At 69.7% G+C, this 13337-nt stretch carries 13 protein-coding genes, 1 pseudogene and 1 riboswitch; of the genes and pseudogenes, 9 read left to right on the forward strand and 5 right to left on the reverse strand.

Annotated elements, in window-relative coordinates; genetic code table 11:
• Positions 1 to 146: riboswitch (M-box (ykoK) riboswitch) on the forward strand. This riboswitch is flagged as partial in the annotation.
• Between the two features lie 289 nt (positions 147 to 435).
• Together AC2VOR_RS18645 and ileS are read left to right on the forward strand one after the other, a co-directional pair.
• Positions 436 to 672, forward strand: coding sequence for an Rv1535 family protein (locus AC2VOR_RS18645; protein ID WP_369739056.1), 237 nt, complete (start codon positions 436 to 438; stop codon positions 670 to 672).
• A 222-nt stretch (positions 673 to 894) separates the two neighbouring features.
• Positions 895 to 4011, forward strand: coding sequence for an isoleucine--tRNA ligase (ileS, locus tag AC2VOR_RS18650; RefSeq protein ID WP_369739054.1), 3117 nt, complete (start codon positions 895 to 897; stop codon positions 4009 to 4011).
• 39 nt (positions 4012 to 4050) lie between these two features.
• Here the strand turns inward: ileS and AC2VOR_RS18655 are convergent.
• Together AC2VOR_RS18655 and AC2VOR_RS18660 are read right to left on the reverse strand one after the other, a co-directional pair.
• Positions 4051 to 4554: pseudogene (locus AC2VOR_RS18655) on the reverse strand (hypothetical protein); the annotation flags it as partial.
• A gap of 137 nt (positions 4555 to 4691) precedes the next feature.
• Positions 4692 to 5258, reverse strand: coding sequence for a class I SAM-dependent methyltransferase (locus AC2VOR_RS18660; RefSeq protein ID WP_369739053.1), 567 nt, complete (start codon positions 5256 to 5258; stop codon positions 4692 to 4694).
• Positions 5259 to 5292: 34 nt separating this feature from the next.
• On the opposite strand from AC2VOR_RS18660, the gene AC2VOR_RS18665 reads away from it, so the two are divergent.
• Entirely contained in the window at positions 5293 to 6690 is a 1398-nt protein-coding gene (locus AC2VOR_RS18665) for a DNA polymerase IV (protein WP_475582074.1), read from the forward strand.
• Here the strand turns inward: AC2VOR_RS18665 and AC2VOR_RS18670 are convergent.
• Positions 6655 to 7602: an asparaginase gene (locus AC2VOR_RS18670; RefSeq protein WP_369739052.1), complete on the reverse strand. Its 948-nt coding sequence runs from the start codon at positions 7600 to 7602 to the stop codon at positions 6655 to 6657. The two genes, AC2VOR_RS18665 and AC2VOR_RS18670, sit on opposite strands and share 36 nt — an antisense overlap.
• 41 nt (positions 7603 to 7643) lie before the next feature.
• On the opposite strand from AC2VOR_RS18670, the gene lspA reads away from it, so the two are divergent.
• Both lspA and AC2VOR_RS18680 read left to right on the forward strand, forming a co-directional pair.
• On the forward strand, positions 7644 to 8234 hold the full coding sequence (gene lspA, locus AC2VOR_RS18675; protein ID WP_369739051.1) for a signal peptidase II: 591 nt from the start codon (positions 7644 to 7646) through the stop codon (positions 8232 to 8234).
• Positions 8231 to 9157, forward strand: coding sequence for an RluA family pseudouridine synthase (locus AC2VOR_RS18680; RefSeq protein WP_369739050.1), 927 nt, complete (start codon positions 8231 to 8233; stop codon positions 9155 to 9157). Before lspA ends, AC2VOR_RS18680 begins: the two co-directional genes overlap by 4 nt.
• 1 nt (position 9158) lies before the next feature.
• On the opposite strand, the gene AC2VOR_RS18685 is transcribed toward AC2VOR_RS18680, so the two are convergent.
• Both AC2VOR_RS18685 and AC2VOR_RS18690 read right to left on the reverse strand, forming a co-directional pair.
• A complete protein-coding gene (locus AC2VOR_RS18685; RefSeq protein ID WP_369739048.1) occupies positions 9159 to 9917 on the reverse strand; it encodes a class I SAM-dependent methyltransferase in 759 nt (252 codons plus the stop codon).
• 16 nt (positions 9918 to 9933) lie between these two features.
• Positions 9934 to 10440, reverse strand: a complete 507-nt coding sequence (locus AC2VOR_RS18690; protein ID WP_369739047.1) for a lysozyme inhibitor LprI family protein — start codon at positions 10438 to 10440, stop codon at positions 9934 to 9936.
• Between the two features lie 238 nt (positions 10441 to 10678).
• Between AC2VOR_RS18690 and AC2VOR_RS18695 the strand changes: the two genes are divergently transcribed.
• The 4 genes from AC2VOR_RS18695 to AC2VOR_RS18710 form a co-directional block, all read left to right on the forward strand.
• Positions 10679 to 11695: an SDR family NAD(P)-dependent oxidoreductase gene (locus AC2VOR_RS18695; protein ID WP_369739045.1), complete on the forward strand. Its 1017-nt coding sequence runs from the start codon at positions 10679 to 10681 to the stop codon at positions 11693 to 11695.
• Positions 11696 to 11699: 4 nt separating this feature from the next.
• A complete protein-coding gene (locus AC2VOR_RS18700) occupies positions 11700 to 12503 on the forward strand; it encodes an SDR family NAD(P)-dependent oxidoreductase (RefSeq protein WP_369739044.1) in 804 nt (267 codons plus the stop codon).
• Positions 12504 to 12691: 188 nt separating this feature from the next.
• A complete protein-coding gene (locus tag AC2VOR_RS18705) occupies positions 12692 to 13123 on the forward strand; it encodes a type II toxin-antitoxin system Rv0910 family toxin (protein ID WP_486964287.1) in 432 nt (143 codons plus the stop codon).
• A gap of 66 nt (positions 13124 to 13189) precedes the next feature.
• A partial coding sequence (locus AC2VOR_RS18710; protein ID WP_486964288.1) for a PHP domain-containing protein occupies positions 13190 to 13337 on the forward strand: 148 nt, incomplete at its 3' end.

The following is a 13337-nucleotide window of genomic DNA, read 5'->3' on the forward strand; positions in this document are numbered from 1 at the left end:
TACACGAATACAGGCCACTGACCCCGAACGTCGAAAGACGCCCCGGGTCAGGACAGCTCCTCCCGGCTTAAGGGTTGAGCCCAGGTGGCTTCCGGGCAACCGGATCACGTCGTGTGGTGTCAAAACTCTGACGAGAGGGGTGCCGGTCTCCGACGGTCGTCGGGTCCTGTATTCCACGCGTGCGCGCTGATCGTGCGGGTAGTCCGCACGAGTCGTGACCGTAGAGGAGGTGAGGGACGCATGAGTTCCAGCGATAGTCCGGGTCGAAATCCGAACTTCGTCTCGTCCCGATCCGTTCTCCGGCACGACATACTCGGCTGAGTTGTCACTACGCCAATAGGCTTACCAGCCAGGCGTTCTGGGGACGGAACCACAACGGGACGGGACGCGTCAGTCCAGTCAGTTCTCGTTTTGGAAGTCCCCGAGGAGGCGATGATGACCGCAGCCCTGTACGACGAAGTGGTAAGCCCGGCGCCCGTCCGCACGCTGACGGTGGTGCGCGACACCGACGCGGCTGCGGCGCCCGCGCCCAAGAAGGCCACCCGCCGGTCGGCCAGCCTGCCGTTCGGCGGCGACCCCCTGGTCGACGGCGCGGCTCACCTGCTGTGCATCCCGCTGCGGCACGTGTATGCGGCGCTGTGGCGCGTCGGCGTGCTCGAAGTCCGCGCCTGAGTGCTGGGTAGAATCGACCCAACGGCATCGATCCGGCCATCACCGGGGAGCCTTCGGAAGAACAGCCAGCTCGGCCCAGTAGACCCGAACGGGTAGGCCCGTCACAGCCTTTCAATGAGCGGCCACGCGAAAGTGCGGCAAGCGGGGTGGTACCGCGGCGCTCGCGCACCCGGCGCGGCGTCGTCCCTGTAACGGCGTTTGGCACAGGAGACGACGCACGACGTGACGGACAAGGCTTATCCCAAACTGGTCGGCCGGGCGCCCGACTTCCCGGCGCTCGAGCTCGAGGTTCTCGCCTTCTGGGACCGCGACGACACGTTTCGCGCCAGCATCGCCCGCCGCGACGGCGCCCCGGAATACGTCTTCTACGACGGGCCGCCGTTCGCAAACGGGCTGCCGCATTACGGGCACCTGCTCACCGGATACGTCAAAGACATCGTCCCGCGGTATCGCACCATGCGCGGCTACAAGGTGGAGCGCCGTTTCGGCTGGGACACCCACGGGCTGCCCGCCGAGCTGGAAGTCGAGCGCCAGCTGGGGATCACCGACAAGTCGCAGATCGACGCGATGGGCATCGCCGCGTTCAACGACGCCTGTCGCGAATCGGTGCTGCGCTACACCGACGAATGGCAGGCCTACGTCACCCGGCAGGGCCGCTGGGTGGACTTCGACAACGACTACAAGACGCTCGACCTGCCGTACATGGAGTCGGTGATCTGGGCGTTCAAGCGGCTGTGGGACAAGGGCCTGGCCTACGAGGGCTACCGGGTGCTGCCGTACTGCTGGCGCGACGAAACCCCCTTGTCCAACCACGAATTGCGGATGGACGACGACGTCTACCAGAGTCGCCAGGACCCCGCGCTCACGGTCGGCTTCAAAGCGGTAGGTGGCCCGGTGGACGGTGCGTACCTGCTGATCTGGACGACGACGCCGTGGACCTTGCCGTCGAACCTGGCGGTCGCCGTCAACCCGGAGGTGACCTACGTGGTCGTCGGGGCCGGCGGCCGGCGCTACGTGCTGGCCGAAGCGCGACTGGCCGCCTATGCGCGCGAGTTGGGGGAGGAGCCCGAGATCCTGGGCACCTGGCGGGGCGCCGACCTGCTGGGCGTGCGCTACCTGCCGCCGTTCCCGTATTTCATGGAGAGCCCCAAGGCTTTTCAGGTGCTGCCGGGCGACTTCGTGACCACCGAGGACGGCACCGGGATTGTGCACATGGCACCGGCTTACGGTGAGGACGACATGGCGGTTTGCGAGGCGGCGGGCATCGTGCCGGTGACCCCGGTCGACGCGAAGGGCCGCTTCGACGCGGGAGTCCCGGACTACCAGGGCCAGCACGTGTTCGACGCCAACGCGCAGATCATCCGGGACCTGAAGAACGGGAGCGGGGCGGCCGCGGCCAACGGCGCGGTGCTGCTGCGCCACGAGACCTACGAGCACCCCTACCCGCACTGCTGGCGCTGCCGCAATCCGCTGATCTACCGGGCGGTGTCGTCGTGGTTCGTCTCGGTCACCGAGTTCCGGGACCGCATGGTGGAGCTCAACGAGCAGATCACCTGGTACCCCGAGCACGTCAAGCGCGGCCAGTTCGGCAAGTGGCTGGCCGGCGCCCGCGACTGGTCGATCTCGCGAAACCGCTACTGGGGTACCCCGATTCCGGTGTGGAAGTCCGACGACCCGGCCTATCCCCGCGTCGACGTCTACGGCAGTCTGGACGAGCTGGAGCGCGACTTCGGGGTGCGCCCGGACAACCTGCACCGGCCCTACATCGACGAGCTCACCCGGCCCAACCCCGACGATCCGACCGGTCGCAGCACCATGCGGCGCATCTCCGACGTGCTCGACGTGTGGTTCGACTCGGGCTCGATGCCGTACGCGCAGGTGCACTACCCGTTCGACAACGCGGATTGGTTCCAGACGCACTACCCGGGCGACTTCATCGTCGAGTACATCGGCCAGACCCGCGGCTGGTTCTACACGCTGCACGTGCTGGCCACCGCCCTGTTCGACCGCCCGGCGTTCAAAACCTGTGTGGCACATGGCATCGTGCTGGGATCCGACGGCCAGAAGATGAGCAAGTCGCTGCGCAACTACCCCGACGTCACCGAGGTGTTCGACCGGGACGGCTCCGACGCCATGCGCTGGTTCCTGATGGCCTCGCCGATCCTGCGCGGCGGCAACCTGATCGTCACCGAGCAGGGCATCCGCGAGGGCGTGCGCCAGGTGCTGCTGCCGCTGTGGAACGCCTACAGCTTCCTGGCCCTGTACGCGCCGAAGGTCGGCACCTGGCGCACCGACTCGCCGCACGTGCTGGACCGCTACATCCTGGCCAAGCTGGCGGTGCTGCGCGAGGACCTCACCGCGGAGATGGAGACCTGCGACATCTCCCGGGCCTGCGAGCATCTGCGCCAGTTCACCGAGGCGTTGACGAACTGGTATGTGCGGCGGTCGCGTTCGCGGTTCTGGGAGGAGGACCCCGACGCCGTCGACACCCTGCACACCGTGCTGGAGGTGACCGCGCGGCTGGCCGCTCCGCTGTTGCCGTCGGTCACCGAGATCATCTGGCGCGGTCTGACCGGCGGGCGCTCGGTGCACCTGACCGACTGGCCCGAAGCGGGCGTCGCGCCCGCCGACCCGGACCTCGTGGCCGCGATGGACCAGGTCCGCGACGTGTGCTCGTCGGCGTCCTCGCTGCGCAAGGCCAAGAAGCTCCGGGTGCGGCTGCCGCTGCCGAAGCTGACCGTGGCAGTGGAGAATCCGCAGAGCCTCGAGCCGTATGTCGGCCTCATTGCCGACGAGCTCAACGTCAAGGCCGTCGAGCTGACCGACGCCATCGACACCTACGGCCGTTTCGAGCTGACCGTGAATGCCCGGGTGGCCGGGCCGCGGCTGGGCAAGGACGTGCAGGCCGCGATCAAGGCGGTCAAGGCCGGCGAGGGCGTCGTCAACCCGGACGGCACCCTGACCGCGGGCCCGGCGGTGCTGCAACCGGGCGAGTACAGCTCGCGGCTGGTGGCCGCCGACCCGGAGTTCACCGCGGCGCTGCCCGACGGGGCCGGCCTGGTCGTGCTCGACGGCACGGTGACGCCCGAGCTGGAGGCCGAGGGCTGGGCCAAGGACCGGATCCGTGAGCTGCAGGAGCTGCGAAAGTCGACCGGACTGGACGTCTCCGACCGCATCGCCGTGGTGATGTCGGTGCCCGCCGGGCGCCTCGACTGGGCGGCGACGCATCGCGACCTGATCGCCGGTGAAATCCTGGCCACCAGCTTCGAATTCGGCGAGCCGGGAGCGGACGCCGTCGCGATCGGGGACGGCGTCCTGGTGAGCCTGAGCCGAGATTGACGTTTTGCAGACAAACCGCGAGAGCGGGCCTGCAATACGTCAATCTCGGCGATATCCGCGACGGTCGAGTGCCTCACTGACGCGGCCGATGATGTCCTCTTCGCTGTCCTCGGCTACCACCCGCACGACGATCCAGCCCAGTCGCTGCAGTTTCGCCTGACAGCGAATGTCTTTCACGTACTGCTTGCGGTTGGTCCGATGCTGATCGCCGTCGTACTCGGCGGCGACCTTGCGGTCCTTCCAGCCCATGTCGAGGAAGCGGATGGGTTGCCAGCCCTCGACGACCGGTATCTGTGTGACCGGCCGCGGAAAGCCCGCGTCGATCAACAACAGCCGCAGCCAGGTCTCCTTCGGGGACGCGGCGCCACCGTCGACGAGCGGCAGCACCGCGCGCAGCCGCCGCAGGCCCCGGGCTCCGGGGTAACGCCTGGCGAGCTCCAGCACACCCGCTGGGTCGAATGGTGTCGCGTACATGAGTGCGTCGAGCCGCGCCACCGCCTCCGCGCGCGGCAGATGCCGGCCCAGATCGAAGGCCGTGCGGGCCGGCCGCCACGGCCTGTCCGCCGAGAAAGACGTTCCTCACGCCCGCATGGTGACACCGGCCGCCGACAGCACGCGAAATCGACATTTGGCAGGAAAATCGCGAGAGCGGCCCTGCGCAACGTCGATCTCGGCGAAGGCTAGCCCTTGCGAGCACGCCAGCGCAGCCGGCCTCCCCGAACCTCGACTTGGATGTCACGAAAACCAGCCGCGCGCAGGCGATCCGGCAGCGTCGAGGGCGAGACCGTGTTGCAGGTGTCGCGAATGTGCAGGAGCCGGAAGCGCAGCGAGGACACGCTGTCGCTGCCGGCGAACACACCACCGGGCCGCAGCACCCGGAAGGCCTCGGCGAACAACCGGTCCTGTAGTTCGGCGGTCGGCACGTGGTGCAGCATGGTGAACGACACCACCGAGCTGAACTCGCCGGCCGGCAATCCGGTGTTCGTGCCGTCGGCGTTGACGATGTGCGCCCGGTCTCCGTAAAGCCGTTGCAGGCGCTGCGCCATCGGCGGATCGATCTCGACCGCGGTGAGGCGCGGCGTCCTGTCGACGAGCAGCCGCAGGACGGCGCCGTAGCCCGGGCCGATCTCCAGCGTGTTGTCGCCCAGGTCCACGCCGCCGAGGACCCAGGGCAACAGGCGCGCCCGCACCGCACGACTCCAGCGGTCGGAGTTGCAGTACCACCGGTGGGCCAGGTTCATCGCCATACCGGACGAACCTAGACCAATAGCATCTGCAGGTGTGGAGTCCCGCTGGGTGCTGCACCTGGACATGGATGCGTTCTTCGCCTCCGTCGAACAACTCACCCGACCGACCCTGCGGGGACGGCCGGTGCTGGTCGGCGGCCTGGGCGGCCGGGGCGTGGTCGCGGGCGCCAGCTATGAGGCGCGGGTGTACGGCGCCCGGTCTGCCATGCCGATGCACCAGGCCCGCCGGCTGATCGGGGTCACCGCGGTGGTGCTGCCGCCGCGCGGCGTGGTGTACGGCGTGGCCAGTCGGCGGGTCTTCGACACCGTGCGCTCGGTGCTGCCGGTGGTCGAGCAGCTGTCCCACGACGAGGGCTTCGGGGAGCCGGTGCAGCTCGCCGGGGCCTCGGCCGCGGACGTCGAGACGTTCTGCGAGGACCTGCGCCGCCGGGTGCGCGAGGAAACCGGGCTGACGGCGTCGGTCGGCGCGGGCTCGGGCAAGCAGATCGCCAAGATCGCGTCCGGCCTGGCCAAGCCCGACGGAATCCGGGTGGTGCGCCGCGACGAGGAACGGTCGCTGCTCGGCGGATTGCCGGTGCGCCGGCTGTGGGGAATCGGCCCCGTCGCCGAGGAAAAGCTGCACCGCCTCGGCATCGCGACCATCGGGCAGCTGGCCGCGCTGACCGACGTCGAGGCGGCAAACATCCTGGGCGCGACGCTCGGGCCGGCGCTGCACCGGCTTGCCCTCGGCATCGACGACCGCCCCGTCGCCGAGCGCGCCGAAGCCAAGCAGATCAGCGCCGAGTCGACCTTCGCGGCCGACCTGACCAGCCTGGAGCGGTTGCTCGAGGCGATCGGACCGATCGCCGAGCATGCGCATCGACGGCTGCTGCGCGACGGCCGTGGCGCCCGCACCGTCACGGTCAAGCTGAAGAAATCCGACATGAGCACCCTGACCCGTTCGGCGACGCTGCCCTACGCCACCACCGAGGCCGGCGCGCTGGTCGCGACGGCCCGGCGGCTGCTGCTGGATCCCCGCGAGATCGGGCCGATTCGCCTTCTGGGCGTTGGCTTTTCGGGGCTGACTGAGGTGCGGCAGGAGTCGCTGTTCCCGGACTTGGAGCTGCCGGCGTCCCAGGTGGAATCCCCACCCGTCGAGACCACGACCGAGGCGATGTTCGCGGCCCAAGCGGAGACGTCGGCGTGGCGGATCGGAGACGACGTCGGCCACCGCGACCTCGGTCACGGCTGGGTGCAGGGCGCGGGCCACGGGGTCGTCACCGTGCGCTTCGAAACCCGTGCTTCCGGTCCGGGGCAGGCGCGCACGTTCCCCGCCGACACCGGCGACCTCGTCGGCGCCAACCCGGTCGACTCCCTGGCCTGGCCGGACTATGTCGTTCCGCTGCAAGCCGATTCGTCAGCCCCAGCGGGCGATGACCGCGGCGACCGGTAGTCCGGCGGCCAGCGCGGCCATCAGCAGCAGCCGGGCCTGGGAAGGCCGCAGGCGGGGCACCAGCACGGCGCCGGCCTCCACCAGTTCCTGGCCGGGGCCGTAGCCCGCCCTGACCCGCGCTCCGGGCACCCGGGTGGACACCGCGACCACCACGCCGTCGCGGCAGTGCCGGCGGACCCCGTCGATCACCGCCGCCCCGGCGTTGCCCGAACCCACCGCCTCGAGCACGACGGCCGCGGCGCCGGCGGCCGCGCACGCATCCAGCGCGACCGCGTCACTGCCGGGGTACACCGCGACGATGTCGACCCGGGGCGCCTCGGCCGCGTTCAGGTCGCCGACGTAGGGCCGGGTCTTGGTGCGGGTCAGCGTCACCTCGCCGTCGACGGTGCCGAGCAGTTCGCCGGTGAAGCCGCTCAGGTCCGAGGTGGTCACCTTGTAGAGGCCTAGCGGTTGCAGCACGCGGCCCGCGAAGCACACCACCACGCCGAGGCCGGCCGCCGCCGGGCTGGCCGCGACGGCCAGCGCGTCGCGCAGGTTGTCCGGACCGTCCGCGTCGGGGGCGTCGGCGCTGCGCATCGCGCCGGTCACCACCACCGGTGCGGCCCCCGCATAGGTCAGTTCCAGCCACAGCGCGGTCTCTTCGAGGGTGTCGGTGCCGTGCGTGACGACCACGCCGTCGGCGCCGCCGTCGACCGCCGCCCGAACCGCGGCGCCGATGCGGTCCCAATCGGGCGGGGTCAGCTGCGAGCTGTCCACGGCCAGGACGTCGACGACGTCGATGTCCTCGACGTCCTGGTCGACGTTCAGGCCCGACATCAGCTCCGCTCCGCTGCGGGTGGGCCGGCGCACCCCGTCGGCGCCGGTACTGGTCGCGATCGTGCCTCCGGTGGTGATGACGGTGAGCCGGGCCATGGGGGGATCATCCCGCAATGGCTTTAGGGGATGATGGGGGAGTGTCTGAGGAACCCAGTGGATCGGCGGAGTCGGTGACGGCGGCCGCGGAATCCGGGGAACCGGAAGGCTCTGGCCCGCGGAGCCCGGCGAACCCGCCCCGGCGGCTGCGCCTGTTGCTGTCGGTCGCCGCGGTCGTGCTGACCTTGGACGTCGTGACCAAGGTGCTCGCCGTCAAGCTGCTGCCGCCGGGCCAGCCGGTTTCCATCATCGGTGACACGGTGACCTGGACCTTGGTGCGCAATTCGGGGGCCGCGTTCTCGATGGCGACCGGGTACACCTGGATGCTGACGCTGATCGCTACCTGTGTGGTGGTCGGCATCTTCTGGATGGGGCGGCGGCTGGTGTCGCCGTGGTGGGCGGTGGGCCTCGGCATGATCCTGGGCGGCGCGACGGGCAACCTGGTCGACCGGTTCTTCCGGTCGCCCGGCCCGCTGCGGGGACACGTCGTGGACTTCCTGTCGGTCGGGTGGTGGCCGGTGTTCAACGTCGCCGACCCGGCTGTGGTCGGCGGGGCCATCCTGCTGGTGGTGCTGTCGGTGTTCGGCTACGACTTCGACACTGCGGGCCGGCGCAAGGCCGGCCGGCGTTGACCGAGCGCTCGATGCCCGTCCCGGAGGGCCTGGCGGGCATGCGTGTCGACGCCGGACTGGCGCGCCTGCTGGGGTTGTCGCGCAGCGCCGCGGCGGCCATCGCCGAAGAGGGGGGTGTCGAACTGGACGGCGCGCCGGCCGGGAAGTCCGACCGGCTCACACCCGGCGCCTGGCTGCAGGTGCGGATACCCGAAGCGCCGCCGCCGCTGGAGAACACGCCCGTCGACATCGAGGGGATGACGATCCTGTACTCCGACGAGGACATCGTCGTGGTCGACAAGCCGGCGGCGGTGGCCGCGCACGCGTCCGTCGGCTGGAGCGGGCCCACGGTGTTGGGGGGCCTGGCCGCCGCGGGCTATCGGATCACCACGTCGGGAGTGCCCGAACGGCAGGGGATCGTGCATCGCCTCGACGTCGGCACCTCCGGGGTGATGGTGGTGGCGTTGTCCGAGCGCGCCTACACCGCGCTCAAACGGGCCTTCAAGCAGCGCACCGTCGACAAGCGTTACCACGCGCTGGTGCAAGGGCATCCGGATCCGTCCAGTGGGACGATCGACGCCCCGATCGGACGCCACCGTGGCCCCGAGTGGAAGTTCGCGGTCACCAAGGACGGCAGGCACAGCCTCACCCACTACGACACGTGCGAGGCCTTCATCGCCGCCAGCCTGCTCAACGTGCACCTGGAAACCGGCCGCACGCACCAGATCCGGGTGCATTTCGCCGCGCTGCACCACCCGTGCTGCGGGGACCTCACCTACGGGGCCGATCCGGTGCTGGCGAAAAGGCTTGGCCTGGAACGACAATGGCTGCACGCGCGGTCCCTGTCGTTCGTCCATCCGGCCGACGGCCGGCGGGTCGAGTTCGTCAGCCCCTACCCGCCCGACCTGCAGCACGCCCTGGACGTGCTGCGGGCCGAAGGGTGAATCACGCGGGCTTGCGCGCCTCGGCGAGGACCCGCGCGGAGTGGGCGACGAAGGAGCCCTCGGCCTGAATGCGCTCGTGGAGTTCGGCCAGCCGCTCGCGGTAGCGCTGGACCGTGAAGTCCGGCACCGTCCAGATCACCTTGCGCAGGAAATAGATGACGGCCCCGATGTCGAAGAACTCGGCGCGCATCCGCTCCATCCGCATCTCCACCACCTGCAACCCGGCGGCTTGGGCCTGCGCGGCTTGGTGGTCCGGACTCAGCTCGGCCCATTTCTCCGGCTGCGGCCCGATGAAGTATTCGACGAGCTCCGCCATGGTCGCCGGGCCGATCTGTTGCGCCAGGTAGGTGCCGCCCGGGCGCAGCACCCGCGCGATCTCGGGCCACCGCACGGTGATGGCATGCCGGCTGGTCACCAGGTCGAACGCTTCATCGGCGAACGGCAACTCGGCCTCGTCCTTTGTCTTCACGACCACCACGCCGCGCGGATGCAACAGCTTGGTGGCCAGGGCCGCGTTGGGCGGCCACGACTCCGTGGCGACCATCGCGGGCGGGAACTTCTCGGCGCCGGCGAGCACCTCGCCGCCCCCGGTGTCGAGGTCGCAGGCGGCCGTCGCGTCCGCCAACCGCCGGCTCATCAGCCGTTGGTAACCCCAGGACGGGCGCTCCTCGGTCGCCCGTCCGTCGAGCCAGGAGAAATCCCAACCGTCCACCGAGACCTGCTCGGCTTCGGCAACCACATCCTCGAAGGTGCGAGTCATGCGGGCGCGGCCCGGCTCACTCGGGGCGGCAGATGAACGTCGCGCCGTTGAAAACCAGCTTGGGCTCGCCCCGGTGCTCGGCGCTGTCCGAGCCGCGGTAGCCGGACCGTTGCAGGAACAGAACCTGGTGGTCACCCTTCCAGTTGAGCACCGCGCTCGGCGGGGCCAGCTGGCGGTAGAACTGCGAGGTGAGCTGGCCGAAGCCCGCGGGTTGATAAGCGGCGAGCACGCAGCGGCGGACCTCGGTGTTGTAGGCGCAGCCGTCGCGGGCGGCCTTCCAGTCCTTCCGCGCCGACATCAGGGCCGCACGGTCGGCGCCGGGCCGTGCCAGCGCCTTGTGATAGGCGGTCTTGGTCCGGTGGTTGAGCTCGCTCAGATGCGGGTCGGCGCAGATCAACCGTTTGACCGCGTTGACCGGCGCGGCGCAGTCGGCGCCCGCGGTGGTGCCGGCCGCTGGATGGGCTGCGGCCAACCCGCAGACGCTCAAGACCAGGGCCGCGACGGTGGCGGGCAGCAGTCTCATACCTGCCAAGTATGACTCGTTCGACGGGTGTCGTATGCGCTACACCGCGTTGTCCACAGGTTGTTCGCAGCGTGTGCTCAGATCTTTGCCCGGCTGTTATCTTGCGGGCGGCCTCGAGAGTCCCCGGGCGTAGACGACGGGAATCTGTCGCTATCCACAGCCATTCGCCGACCGATGTCCTAGGTTTGCGCTATGACCCGCGTCACACCATCCACCCTGTCCTCAGGAGCGACCGCTGATGAACCTCGGTGACCTCACCAACCTGGTCGAGAAACCGCTGGCCGCTGTGTCCAATCTGGTGAACACTCCCAACTCGGCCGGGCGCTACCGGCCGTTCTACTGGCGCAACGTGCTCGACGCGGTGCAGGGGCGCACCCTCGAGGACGCCGTCGAGGGCAAGGTGGTGCTCATCACCGGCGGGTCCTCGGGCATCGGGGAGGCGGCCGCGAAGAAGATCGCGGAGGCGGGTGGCACCGTGGTGCTGGTCGCCCGCACCCTCGAAAAGCTCGAGAAGGTCGCGGACGAGATCCGCGGCAAAGGCGGAACCGCCCATGTCTATCCGTGCGACCTGTCGGACACCGACGCCATCGCCGCGATGGCCGACCAGGTGCTCGCCGACCTGGGCGGCGTCGACATCCTGATCAACAACGCCGGGCGCTCGATCCGGCGCTCGCTGGAACTGTCCTACGACCGGATTCACGACTACCAGCGGACCATGCAGCTGAACTACCTCGGCGCCGTGCAGCTCATCCTCAAGTTCATCCCCGGGATGCGGGAACGCGGCTCGGGTCAGATCATCAACGTCTCGTCGGTCGGGGTGCAGACCCGCGCGCCGCGCTTCGGCGCCTACATTGCCAGCAAGGCCGCGCTGGACAGCCTGTGCGACTCGCTGCAGGCCGAGACGGTCAACGACGGCGTCCGGTTCACCACGGTGCACATGGCGCTGGTGCGCACCCCGATGATCAGTCCCACCACGATGTACGAGAAGTTCCCGGCGCTGACGCCCGAACAGGCCGCCGGTGTGATCGCCGACGCCATCGTGCACCGGCCGCGGCGCGCGAGCTCGCCCTTCGGGCAGTTCGCCGCCGTCGCCGACGCCGTGAACCCGGCGGTCATGGACATGGTGCGCAACCGCGCCTTCGGGATGTTCAGCGACTCCGAGGCCGCCAAGGGTCGCGAATCCGCTTCCGATGCAGCCGAACTGGACAAACGCAGCGAGACGTTTGTGCGCGCGACCCGCGGGATACATTGGTGACACCATGAGCCTTCCGAAACCCGACAACCGCGCCACCGTCGTGATCACCGGCGCCTCCTCCGGCATCGGCGCCGAACTGGCGCGGGGACTGGGGCGGCGCGGCTTCCCGCTGCTGCTGGTCGCGCGCCGGCGCGAGCGCCTCGACGAACTGGCCGACGAGATCGGTGCGGACTACTCGGTCGGGGTGGAGGTTCTGCCTCTCGATCTGTCCGCACCGCGATCGCGCGGCGAGTTGGCGGGTCGGCTGCGCGGCGAACCGATCGCCGGGTTGTGCAACAGCGCCGGTTTCGGCACCAGCGGGCTGTTCCACACGCTGCCGCTCGAACGCGAAAGCGAAGAAGTCACCCTCAACTCGCTGGTGTTGATGGAACTCACCCACGCCGCCCTGGCCGGCATGGTCGAGCGCGGTGTCGGCGCGGTGCTGAACATCGCGTCGATCGCCGGGTTCCAGCCGATGCCCTACATGGCGGTCTATTCGGCCACCAAGGCTTTCGTGCAGACGTTCTCCGAGGCCGTCCACGAAGAACTGCACGGGACGGGCGTGTCGGTCACCTGTCTGTGTCCCGGACCGGTGCCCACCGAGTGGGCCGAGATCGCCAGTGCCGAGCGCTTCAGCATCCCGGTGGCGCAGGTCTCCCCGCGTGACGTCGCCGAGGCCGCGATCGAGGGGATGCTCGCCGGCAAGCGCAGCGTGGTGCCGGGAGTGGTGCCCAAGGCGGTCAGCATGAGCGGCAGGTTCGCGCCACGCAGCGTGCTGCTGCCCGCCCTGCGGATCGGTCAGCGCCTGCGCGGCGGGCCGGACCGCTAAGCGCCCGAGGCGATCCCGGGCCGCCGCCGTCGGAGCATCGCAGGCCACTACCGTCTCGTCGGTCGCAGTCGTCACACCAGCCTCTGCGCCGGACGGCTCGCTCTTCGCCCGCCTTGTAGCGACAAATCGCGTGTGTCGCGACACGAGCTCCACGCGGCCCGCGCCGGCGCCGGGGCTAGGCTCACGCCATGGCCGCGCTGGACATGACCGCCGACATGCCGATGAGTCCCCACGACATGTGGGACCGGGTATCGGACCTCTCGGAGCTCGGTGAGTGGCTGGTCATGCACGAGGGGTGGCGCAGCGAGTTGCCCGACGAGATCACCGAGGGCACCGAGATCGTCGGCGTGGCACGGGCCAAGGGCATGCGCAACCGCGTCACCTGGACGGTGACCACGTGGAACCCGCCGCACGAGGTCGCGATGTCGGGGGCCGGCAAGGGCGGCGCCAGGTACGGCGTGACGCTCACAGTGCGGCCCACCGCCGCTGGGTCGACCCTCGGCCTGCGTCTCGAGCTGGGCGGACGTCCCCTGTTCGGCCCGGTGGGCTCGGCCGCCGCCCGTGCCGTCAAAGGCGACGTGCAGAAGTCGCTCGAGCGCTTCGTGGAGCTTTACGGGTAGGCCCGCAAGACACACTTCGCGACACGCCCGAACGGCGTCGGTCCTCGGTCATAGACTGGCCTCCCTATGAACCAGTCCTCTTTCGTGCACCTGCATAACCACACCGAGTACTCGATGCTGGACGGTGCCGCGAAGATCACGCCGATGCTCGCCGAGGTGGAGCGGCTGGGGATGCCCGCGGTCGGGATGACCGACCACGGAAACATGTTCGGCG

This window comes from Mycobacterium sp. TH-M103 (genome assembly GCF_057473785.1).

Bases quoted from the DNA above. Each gene is read 5' to 3' on its own strand.
- AC2VOR_RS18695 (WP_369739045.1), top strand. From the start codon at position 10,679: ATGAACCTCGGTGACCTCACCAACCTGGTCGAGAAACCGCTGGCCGCT.
- AC2VOR_RS18690 (WP_369739047.1), bottom strand. From the start codon at position 10,440: ATGAGACTGCTGCCCGCCACCGTCGCGGCCCTGGTCTTGAGCGTCTGC.
- AC2VOR_RS18705 (WP_486964287.1), top strand. From the start codon at position 12,692: ATGGCCGCGCTGGACATGACCGCCGACATGCCGATGAGTCCCCACGAC.
- AC2VOR_RS18670 (WP_369739052.1), bottom strand. From the start codon at position 7,602: ATGGCCCGGCTCACCGTCATCACCACCGGAGGCACGATCGCGACCAGT.
- AC2VOR_RS18645 (WP_369739056.1), top strand. From the start codon at position 436: ATGACCGCAGCCCTGTACGACGAAGTGGTAAGCCCGGCGCCCGTCCGC.
- AC2VOR_RS18700 (WP_369739044.1), top strand. From the start codon at position 11,700: ATGAGCCTTCCGAAACCCGACAACCGCGCCACCGTCGTGATCACCGGC.
- AC2VOR_RS18660 (WP_369739053.1), bottom strand. From the start codon at position 5,258: ATGGCGATGAACCTGGCCCACCGGTGGTACTGCAACTCCGACCGCTGG.
- AC2VOR_RS18685 (WP_369739048.1), bottom strand. From the start codon at position 9,917: ATGACTCGCACCTTCGAGGATGTGGTTGCCGAAGCCGAGCAGGTCTCG.